A 10031-nucleotide genomic window follows, 5' to 3' on the forward strand; every position below is an offset into this window, starting at 1 on the left:
TTGGTCCTTGATCGGGCGGCGGCCGCCGCCCGACTCCCACGGGCGTCTGCTCCCGGTCGGTTTAGGCGGCGTGGGGTCGCCGCCCTGCTCGAGGCCGAACCCGACATCACGGTCGCAGGCGAGGCCGACACGGCGAACAGCGCGCTGGCCCGGATCCCACCCTCGGCCCCGACGTGGCGGTGCTGGACGTACGCCTCCCGGACGGCGACGAGGTGACCGTGTGCCGAAAGCTCCGCTCCCGCTGAAGCGATCTCTCCGGGCGGATCCATCGATCTCGGCGCCGATGGCGTCGCGGTCGTCTGCGGGGCATCAACTGTCAGCCTCGCGTTGCGGCCCCCTCAGAACAAGCCGCGCTGGTCGGTGTTCGTCCGGTGGCCGAAATCCCTGGCGGGGGCTGTGCATTTTATGGGCCGGGCTGAAGATGTCGACATCAGTCCGCTGAACTCCAGGCTGCCGAGGTCGCCATCCACATCGACCAGCCCACCGCGACCGGTGGCGGCCGACGGGCTACGCCGTCAACTCGCCCGGCTGGCATCGTCGGCGCGCCCCAGCTGCCAAGCACGGCCAGCTGAAGGACTTCCACGCCGCCGCCGCGGCCGCGGCCGCGGCCGAGCCACAAGATCAGCTCGGTGATCAAATACGTGAATTCGGGCGAGCCGACACCCTGGTCGCTCAGGAGGTCGAGGATCCCTCACTTCGATCGCGCCTGCCTGCCGTGGCGGGCACGATCGCGACGGGACAGGAGGCCTCGTGCATGGCTGTCTGGGTCACCGATCCGAGGAGCGTATGAGGCGCTGAGCCGATCCCTATGTTCCCGACCACGAGTAGCACGGCGCCCAGCGCGGCGCTGATGATGGCGTGCCGTGGCGTCTCGACGACGAACCGCATGTCGACCGGCACCTTGGGAAAATCGACCTGCCATCGCTCAATGAACTGTTCGAAGCGTGTCATCGCCTCATGGCGCATCGGCTCCGGTCGGATGAAGGGAGCGCGGTCGGGACCGGGCAGCAGACCGGGATCCCACCAGGCGCATACAGCGGTCAACGGCACATCACGAAGCGCGGCCTCCTGGAAGGCGAACCCGAGCGCGGCGTCGCTCGCCGGCGAACCATCGACACCGACAACGATCGGCTGGCCACCGTCCTCGAAGTGTGGCGGAGCCGACCGGACAACGATCACCGGCCGAGTTGAATGGGCGGGTACCTGCATCGCGACAGACCCTATGGACAGCCCGTCGAATCCGCCGTGTCCCCGTGCGCCGAGCACCACCAGGCTCGCGCCGTGGGACGCGCTCAGCAACGCGGCCGGAGCGAAGCCCTGTTCCAGGCGCCAGCGGACGTCCAGGCCCTTGGCCATGGCGTGCGCCTTCCGCACGCCTTCATCCGCAACGATCGCCGCCATACTTCGGAGGACTTCCAGCGTCGTGAGGGTCTCGGCACCCCCCGGCATGGGATCTTCAGGCGTACGGAACGGGTAAGGCCATTGCCATGTATGACAGATCTCAAGTGGAAGATCACGGAGTCGAGCCTCCTCCACCGCCCAGCGAAGTGCCTGCTCGCTGGCCGGTGATTCGTCATAACCCACCAGCACCGGCCCCGCGTCGTCGCACTGGCTCATGGCATCTCCTCAACAGCCGAAGTCATTACCAGCGTCGTCACTGAGATGTCTGGCCAGCAGGGCCCTGAGTCCACAGGCCCCATGACCTTCGACCCGTCATAGGAGGTCGATCGTGAAGTGTGTTGCGGAAGGAAGGGCATGCACACCGGCGCGAGACCGTTCGACACACGCCCGCCTGGACGTGGTCAGAGCCATTCCCCAAGCGGGCGGCCGCCTGGGGCTCCCGATACCGCGCACTGCCGCCCGGCAGATGAGAGAACTCGAGTTGGTAGCAGGAGTCCCAGCGCTGCCACCGCTCGGCGTGCTCGCCGGTCAGATCGGTGACGTCCTCGACGGTGGCGCAGAAGCAGGTCGGGCATACCAGGGCGCTGCGGCGTGATGAACACTCGCGCGTCGACGGCCACGACCTCATCGGGGCGCGCGATGATCGGGTTGAGGTCGAGTTCGGCGACATCGGAGTGCGCTTCGGCCAGACGCGACAGCCGGAGAAGGATGCCCTCAATACCGGCGACGTCCGCTGCGGGCAGGCCACGGTGGCCAAGCAGCAGCGGCGCGCTGCGCACTGAGCGGATGAGTTCGGCGGCGTCGAGATCGGTCAGCGGGCTCAGCCTGGCGCCGGTGTCGCCGAGAACGTCGGTGGCGACGCCGCCGAGACCGAACAACACCAGCGGACCGAAGATGGGTTCTTGGGTGATACCGCACAGCACTTCGATCCCGTCATCCTCCATCCGCTGGACCATCACGCCGGCGAGCCGGTCACCGAACCGCTTGGCCACACCTCGGTAGGCACGCCGTACAGCGCGTTCGCATCGCAGGTCGAGCTGAACCGCGCCCGCCTCGGTCTTGTGGACGAGACCCGGTACGTGTGCCTTGAGGACGACATGGCTCCTCCCGGTCGGCCGGGCCCAGTCCCCGGATCTGCGTCTGCGTGCCGTCGACGAGCAAGGCGAATACCGGCTCCGTGCCACCGAGGTCGGCCATATGTCCAGCATCGGCGGCCCGGCACGCAAGATCGGCAGGCGGACGTCACCGGGCCGGGGGACCTTGGCCCCTGCCACAGATGCCGTGCCGGTTCGACCTTGGGGGCCATGACCGACCTCACAGCCTCGCCGCCCGACCCTCGTGCGCCTCTCCCGCAGTTGTTCCGTGTCCTCGGGACCGGGCCACGTGGCCTCTCCGCGCGCGAGGTGAGCCGGCGTCTTTCCGTATACGGCCCCAATGAGGTACGCCGCCGATATCGCAGCTCGCTTCTGAACGATCTCTTGCGGCAGCTCGTCCATCCCCTGGCACTGCTGTTGTGGGTCGCCGGCGCACTGGCCTTCGCGGCGAAGACGCCGGCCCTCGGCATCGCGATAGTCGCCGTCATCCTGATCAATGCCGGGTTCGCCCTGCTGCAGGAACGGCAGGCGGTACGCGCCGTCGAAGCGCTCGCCGAATATCTGCCCGAACGCAGCCGGACGGTGCGCGATGCTCGCGAGCAGACGATCGAGTCACGCGACATCGTCCCGGGCGACCTTGTCCTGCTCGCGAGGGTGACAAGGTGCCCGCCGACGCGCGTCTCACCCAGGGATGGCTCGAGGTGGACATGTCCATGCTCACGGGAGAGTCGAATCCGATCGAACGGGTGGCGGGTCCCTCTGCGACTGGCCCCTCGCTGCTTCGCGAGAGAAATCTGGTCTTCAGTGGAACGACCTGCGTCGGTGGTGAGGCACAGGCGCTCGTCTTCGCCACCGGCGGGCACACCGAACTGGGCCGGATAGCGGCGCTGAGCGAGCGCACCGGCCGTAAGGACAGCCCCCTTGAGCGCCAGATCAAGCGTGTCGCCTGGCTGATCTCCCTGGTCGCTGTCGGTATCGGGGTGGCGTTCCTGCTCGTGGGCGTGGCCGCGGGGCTGTCCCCCCAGGCGGTTCACGTCAAGGGCGCACCCGAGGCCGTATTGGCTCGGACGGCGGGCAGTGACGCCCATCAGGTCCTCATGGCGGTGACGCGCTGGCCGAGCGCGGGCTCCGCGTCCTGGCCGTCGCCACCCGGGAGCTGTCCGGACCCGCGCCGTCACAGCGGGACGAGGCCGAGCACGACCTGCGGCTGGTTGGCCTGGTGGGCCTTTATGACCCGCCCCGCCCGGAGGTGATCGATGCGGTACGGCGCTGTCATGAGGCCGGCCTGCGGGTGCACGTCGTAACAGGCGACAACGGTGTCACCGCCGCCGCCGTCGCCCACGAGATAGGCATCGGAGAACCGAGGACGCGTATCGTCTCAGAGGCCGAAGACATCAGTGACCACGAACTGGACGATCTGCTCGACGAAGACGTGGAAATCATCTTCGCGCGGTCGTCGCCGGAGACGAAACTGCGGGTCGCCGACGCCTTGCGCGCCAAGGGGCTGGTCGTCGCCATGACCGGCGACGGGGTCAATGACGCCCCGGCACTGCACCGTGCCGACATCGGCATCGCCATGGGCCGCTCCGGCACCGACGTCGCCCGGGAGGCGGCGACGATGGTGCTCACCGACGACGACTTCGCCACCATCGTGGTGGCCATCGAATCGGGACGCCGGGTCTACGACAACGTGCGGAAGTTCATCCTGTACATCTTCGCGCACACCGTCCCGGAGGTGGTTCCCTTCCTGGTGTTCGCGCTGAGCGCGGGAGCCGTGCCACTACCGCTGACCGTGTTGCAGATCCTCGCCATCGACCTCGGCACGGAGACGCTTCCGGCTCTCGCCCTCGGCCGCGAACCAGCCGAGCCGGGGATCATGAGTCGTCCGCCGCGCCGTCGCCACGAAAACGTGATCACCAGTGCCATGCTCAAGCGGGCATGGGGCTATCTGGGCTTGACCTCCGCCGTATTGGTCATGGCCGCGTTCTTTTTCGTGCTTTGGCGGGCCGGCTGGAGCCCCGGCGACTCGACAGTACCGTACAGCGAACTCCACCATGCGTATGTCGAAGCCACCACCGCTACCTTCACCGGCATCGTCATGTGCCAGGTTGGTACGGCCTTCGCCGCCCGCACCGAACATGCCTCATTGCGACAGGTCGGGATGCTCAGTAACCCTCTGCTGCTGTGGGGCATCGCCTTCGAACTGGCCTTTACCGCCCTGCTCGTCTATGTCCCGGCCTTCCAGCACATCTTCGGTACCACCGCGCTGCAACCGGGCGTGCTCGGGCTCATCGCCACGTTCCCTTCATCGTGTGGGGTGTCGACGAGCTACACCGTCGGCTCGTCCGACGTCGCTAGTCGCAGACGTCACCGGGACCTCGCCTGCGCCGAGACGCGCCGTTATGCGGTCGGCAGTGACGGAAGTCCCGTGCTCAGGGGAAGTCCGCCCCTACGGCGGGGTTCTTTCGGCGGCTGGAATTGAGGCGCTGACCTACGGAGAACCACGATGAGGACCTGGTCGATCACCTCTGAGGGCTTCGACCCGGGACATGAACGGCAGCGGGACACGCTGCATACGCTCCGCAATGGCTGGTTCGCAAACCCACGGCACGGCTCCCGGAGCAGTCTGGCAGCTATGCCATCGCGACCGTCCCGGACGCGTCGTCGCGACCGGTACCCGCTTGGGTCACCTGTTGCTGATGGCATGCCAGTTGCTGATGGCATGCCAGGCGGAGTGATCACGTGCCTACCAGGCTAGTCGGAACGGTACTGCTCCCGGGTACGCTCGGCCCGCTCGTCATCGGCGGCGTGTTCTACGCCCTGGGCCTTGGTGGTCCGGCCGGAGCACTGTGGGCGGCGGCGACGATTCTCGCGCTGGGGCCTGCCACTTGGTGGGTGATCGATGCCGTGCGGCACGGGCGGCTCGGCGCGGACGCGATCGCGGTGCTGGCGCTGACGGGTTCATTGGCCGTGAGGGAGTATCTCGCGGGTGCTCTGATCGGCGTGATGCTGGCGACCGGCCGATCGCTGGAGGACCATGCGAGTCGCCGGGCAGGCCGCGATCTACGCGCCCTGCTGGAGCGCACACCGCGATGGGCTTATCGCCACGACGACGGCGCCGTACGCCGGGTCGCACTGGCCGACATCGTGCGTGGCGACCGGCTGCTGGTGCCCGCCGGAGAGATCGTGCCCGTCGACGGCGTCGTCGAGGGCGGCATGGCGATGCTGAACGAATCCGCGCTGACGGGAGAGGCGCTCCCGGTGGAGCACTCGGTGGGCGCCGGAGTGCGCAGCGGCACCGTGAACGCCGGCGACGCGTTCGATCTCCGGGCGACCGGAACTGCCACGGACAGCACCTACGCCGGGATCGTCCGGCTGGCCCGCGAGGCTCAGGCGCAGAGCGCTCCTATCGTCCGGCTCGCCGACCGGTTCGCCGCCGTATTCCTGCCGCTGACGCTGCTGCTCGCGGGAGCCTCGTGGCTGGCCTCGGGCCAACTCGTGCGTGCGGTGGCGGTACTCGTCGTCGCGACTCCGTGCCCGCTGCTGCTGGCCGCCCCGGCCGCGATCGTGGCCGGGCTGTCGTGCACGGCGCGGCACGGCGTCGTGGTCAAGGGGGGCGGAGCCCTGGAGACGCTCGGCCGCGTCCGTACGCTCGTCCTCGACAAGACCGGCACCCTGACCACTGGTCGGCCCGAAGTCGCGGAGGTTCTGGCGGCCCCCGGCCGAGCTCCGGCGGAGCTGCTCCGAATGGCCGCCGCGGTGGATCAGATGTCTTCCCACGTGCTCGCTGAGGCCATCGTCCGGGTCGCCCGCGATCGTGGACTCGAACTGCCCCGGCCACTTAACGTCAGCGAGGTACCGGGCCACGGCACCGAAGGACGGGTGAACGGGCGGCGCGTCACCGTCGGTAAGGCCGTGTCACCGCAGGACGCCTGGGCGGCGAGAGTGCGCGCCCGAGCTGCCCTCGACGGCGCGATGACCGTGTGGATCAGCGTCGACGGCTGTACGTGCGGCGTCGTGCTCCTTCGCGACACCGTCCGCCCCGACGCGGCCCGCACCCTTCGGCGCCTGCGTACCGCAGGCGTCCGCCGCATCGTCATGCTCACCGGTGACCGGGCCGACGTCGCCGAGAGCGTGGCCGCCGTCCTGGGAGTGGATCAGGTCCTGGCCGAACAGCCACCAGACGCCAAGGTACGAGCGGTACGTGCGGAACAAGCCGTGACCGCGATGGTGGGCGATGGCATCAACGACGCACCGGCACTGGCCGCGGCAGATGTCGGCGTGGCGATGGGCGCCCGTGGGGCAGCCGCCGCCTCCCAAGCCGCCGACGTCGTCATCACCAATGATCGTCTCGACCGGCTGGCCGACGCCATGGACACCGCCCGCAGGTCGCGCCGCATAGCGGGGCAGAGCGCGGGCATCGGCATGCTGCTGTCGCTGGCGGCCATGACGGCCGCCGCTCTGGGCACGATCCCTCCGGCGCCCGGCGCGCTGCTGCAGGAGGCGATCGACGTCGCGGTCATCCTCAATGCGCTTCGAGCCCTGCGGGAGGGCCGTGGCACCCGCGCACTTCTCGACGCCGGCACGGAGGCGCTGCTACGCCGCTTCGACCAGGAGCATGCCTGGCTCCGGCCGTCTCTGGAGAACATCCGCGCGACCGCCGACGCGCTCGCCGACTCCCCCGGGCCCACCGCCCTGCGCCGCCTGCGGGAGATTCACCGCTTCCTCATCGACGACGTCATGCCCCATGAGCACGCTGAGGAGGTCCGCCTCTACCCGGCCGTCGAGCGAGCGCTGGGCAGTCCCGAGGTGACGACCACGATGAGCCGGGCGCATGCCGAGATCGAGCGGCTCGTCCGCAGATTGGGGACCCATCTGGAGCTCGCGCGCGACGACGGCCCGAGCCCGGACCAACTCGACGACCTGCGCGCCTGTCTCTATGGCTTACACGCCGTGCTAGTCCTACATTTCACCCAAGAGGAGGAGGCGTATTTCTCTCTCTCAGCCAGGTTCCGGGCCTCGTGACGTGTCAAAGGCGGTCAAAGATCGATCGGGCGGGTCCCGATGGATGCGCTCGCAATGGCTTATGCCGGGATCTTGAGCTGCGGGGGCCAACGGAAGGCTCTACTCCGAGGACCTTCGCCCCTCCTCCGGTGGTTCCGGCCTGGTGGATCTTGGGAGCATGAGCCAGATGTTGCTGAACGACACGGATCAACGACTATGGGAGCTTCCGGCAGCCGATGCGGTCAGGGCCGTGGATGGCGACGCGGAGACCGGTCTCACCGACTCCGAAGCGGCGGTCCGGCTCACGCTGTGGGGTCCTAACACGCTGCCCGCCGCGCCCGCCCATGGCATGTTCACAAGGTTCGTGCTGCAGTTCCACAGCCCCTTGCTCTATGTCCTCCTCGCCTCCGCGGTGGCCGCGGCCCTGCTGGGGGACCACGTGGACGCGGGGGTGATCCTCGCCGTTGTGCTCGTGAACGCCGTCATCGGGTTCATGCAGGAGTCACGGGCGGAGGGCGCCCTGGCCGCCCTCGCCGCGATGACCGAGGGGGTCACGACCGTCATGCGCGAGGGTCGACGGCTCCTGATTCCCTCCTCGGCCGTAGTGCCCGGCGATCTGGTCGTGCTGGAGACCGGCGACAAGGTCCCCGCAGATCTCCGCCTCATCGAAACGCGTGAGCTGCGTGTGGACGAGTCGGCTCTGACCGGCGAGTCGGCTCCCGTCGGCAAGGACACGGCCTCTCTGCCGCCGGGCACCTCACTCGCCGACCGGTACAACATGGGTCATTCAGGAACGCTCGTGATCAGCGGCTCCGGCGGGGGAATCGTCGCCGCCACGGGTCCGCGAACCGAGATCGGGCTCGTCCACCGCCTGGTGCGGCGCACCGCCGCGAGACAGACACCGCTTACCCGCAAGATCGCCAGGTTCAGCCGGATCGTCACCATTGCCGTCCTGGTCCTCGGTGCGGCGACCTTCGCGATCGGGATCGCGCGCGGGCGATCCGTCGCCGAGATGCTCGCCTCGGCGATCGCACTGGCCGTCGGCGCGATCCCTGAGGGGCTGCCTGCCATGGTGACGATCGTCCTGGCCTTCGGGGTGGCCCGTATGGTCCAGCGCCATGTCATCGTCCGCCGGCTACCGGTCGTCGAGACACTCGGCGGTACCACCGTCATCTGCACCGACAAGACCGGCACGCTCACCGAGAACAAGATGACGGTGACCGCGGCCGTCGCGGCCGGTGAGACCTACGAGCCGGCCGGTGCCGAGGCCTCCGACATGCCCGCCCTCGACCGGAATGCGGCCCTGATGGAGTGTTTGATCGCAGGTTTGGCCTGCAATGACGCCCGGCTCCTGCCGGACGGTGAGATCACCGGCGATCCTACGGAGGCGGCTTTGCTGGTCAGCGCGGCGAGAGCGGGCCTCGCCGATCCGCCGGCCCGGCTGAACACGGTGCCGTTCTCCTCCGAGCGGCGTTACATGGCCACGCTCCATCCGGGAGTCGTCTACGTCAAAGGGTCGATCGAGCGGGTTCTGGACCTGTGCACCACCCAGATGGACCACACCGGCCGACTCCAGGCCCTCGACCGGGACGCCGCCACCGAGGTTGCCGAGGGACTCGGGCGTGACGGCCTGCGCGTGATCGCCTTTGCCCGAGCCGAAGCGCCGCCCGGCGTGGCTTCCCTGTCGGAGGAGACACTGCCCGCCCTGACCTTCCTCGGGCTTCAGGGCATGCTCGATCCACCGCGGGCAGCGTCGGCCGGAGCCGTCAAGGCCTGCCGGAACGCCGGGATCCAGGTTAAGATGATCACAGGGGATCACGCCACGACCGCGCAGGCCATCGCCGCCAGGATCGGACTCGACGGACCCGTCATGACCGGTACCGACCTGACGGAATGCCCCGACGACCGCCTCCCTGAGGCGGCCGAACGCACCACGATCTTCGCTCGGGTCTCACCCGAGCAGAAACTGCGCCTCGTACGAGCGCTGCAGAGCCGCGGCCATGTGGTCGCGATGACCGGCGACGGCGTCAACGACGCGCCCGCCCTCAAACGTGCCGACATCGGCGTGGCCATGGGGTACGGCGGCACCGAGGTCGCCAAGGCCTCGGCGGACATGGTCCTCACCGACGACGACTTCGCATCGATCGAGGCCGCCGTCGAGGAAGGCCGCAGCGTCTTCGACAACCTCACCCGGTTCATAGTCTGGGCGCTGCCGGCCAACCTCGGCCTCGGGCTACTACTCGTCGTCGCGATCATAGCCGGGACCGCCCTGCCCATCCTGCCGGTCCAGGTTCTCTGGCTGAACATGGCCGCCGTGCTCGTGCTCGGCCTGCCGTTCGCGTTCGAACCCGCCGAGCCTGACCTCATGCGTCGGCCGCCGCGCGATCCGGCCAGCGCCCTGCTCACGCCCGCGCTCGCCCTGCGTGTGCTCCTCGTCTCCGCCATCCTCCTCACCGCCGCCTTCGGCCTCTTCAACTGGGAGCGGGCACACGAGGTACCCATCGCCGAGGCACGCACGGTCGTCGTCAACGT

The 10031-nt window shown here is 68.8% G+C and carries 6 protein-coding genes and 3 pseudogenes; 6 read left to right on the forward strand and 3 right to left on the reverse strand.

The window, feature by feature from the left end; translation table 11 throughout:
• Positions 1–84: 84 nt before the first annotated feature.
• A pseudogene (locus HKK72_RS40210) lies at positions 85–239 on the forward strand (DNA-binding response regulator); the annotation flags it as partial.
• Positions 240–672: 433 nt separating this feature from the next.
• Here HKK72_RS40210 and HKK72_RS30780 read toward each other — a convergent pair.
• The 3 genes and pseudogenes from HKK72_RS30780 to HKK72_RS41610 all read right to left on the reverse strand — a co-directional run.
• Positions 673–1617, reverse strand: a complete 945-nt coding sequence (locus HKK72_RS30780; RefSeq protein ID WP_187237948.1) for a universal stress protein — start codon at positions 1615–1617, stop codon at positions 673–675.
• A 37-nt stretch (positions 1618–1654) separates the two neighbouring features.
• Positions 1655–2071, reverse strand: a complete 417-nt coding sequence (locus HKK72_RS30785) for a 4Fe-4S dicluster domain-containing protein (RefSeq protein WP_187237950.1) — start codon at positions 2069–2071, stop codon at positions 1655–1657.
• Positions 2007–2609: pseudogene (locus HKK72_RS41610) on the reverse strand (acetate--CoA ligase family protein); the annotation flags it as partial. The gene HKK72_RS30785 and the pseudogene HKK72_RS41610, both read right to left, overlap by 65 nt.
• Positions 2610–2705: 96 nt before the next feature.
• Here HKK72_RS41610 and HKK72_RS42945 point away from each other — a divergent pair.
• From HKK72_RS42945 to HKK72_RS30800, 5 genes and pseudogenes are all read left to right on the forward strand, one after another.
• Positions 2706–2921, forward strand: a pseudogene (locus tag HKK72_RS42945) (cation-transporting P-type ATPase); the annotation flags it as partial.
• On the forward strand, positions 2915–3748 hold the full coding sequence (locus HKK72_RS41615) for a hypothetical protein (protein WP_315987534.1): 834 nt from the start codon (positions 2915–2917) through the stop codon (positions 3746–3748). The pseudogene HKK72_RS42945 and the gene HKK72_RS41615, both read left to right, overlap by 7 nt.
• The gene (locus HKK72_RS40220) at positions 3715–4977 is read left to right on the forward strand and encodes an HAD-IC family P-type ATPase (RefSeq protein WP_222721348.1); all 1263 of its coding nucleotides are present in this window, start codon (positions 3715–3717) and stop codon (positions 4975–4977) included. Before HKK72_RS41615 ends, HKK72_RS40220 begins: the two co-directional genes overlap by 34 nt.
• Positions 4978–5237: 260 nt before the next feature.
• Complete coding sequence (locus HKK72_RS30795) at positions 5238–7520, forward strand: heavy metal translocating P-type ATPase (RefSeq protein WP_187237949.1); 2283 nt, start codon at positions 5238–5240, stop codon at positions 7518–7520.
• A 157-nt stretch (positions 7521–7677) separates the two neighbouring features.
• Positions 7678–10031: cation-translocating P-type ATPase (locus HKK72_RS30800; RefSeq protein ID WP_261987368.1), on the forward strand; the 2354-nt coding region annotated here is incomplete at its 3' end.

Origin of the sequence: Actinomadura sp. HBU206391, assembly GCF_014323665.1 — a bacterium.
Lineage (GTDB): Bacteria > Actinomycetota > Actinomycetes > Streptosporangiales > Streptosporangiaceae > Actinomadura_C.

Excerpts from the sequence above, each read along its gene's own strand:
- HKK72_RS30780 (WP_187237948.1), bottom strand. The coding sequence starts at position 1,617 with ATGAGCCAGTGCGACGACGCGGGGCCGGTGCTGGTGGGTTATGACGAA.
- HKK72_RS30785 (WP_187237950.1), bottom strand. The coding sequence starts at position 2,071 with ATGTCGCCGAACTCGACCTCAACCCGATCATCGCGCGCCCCGATGAGG.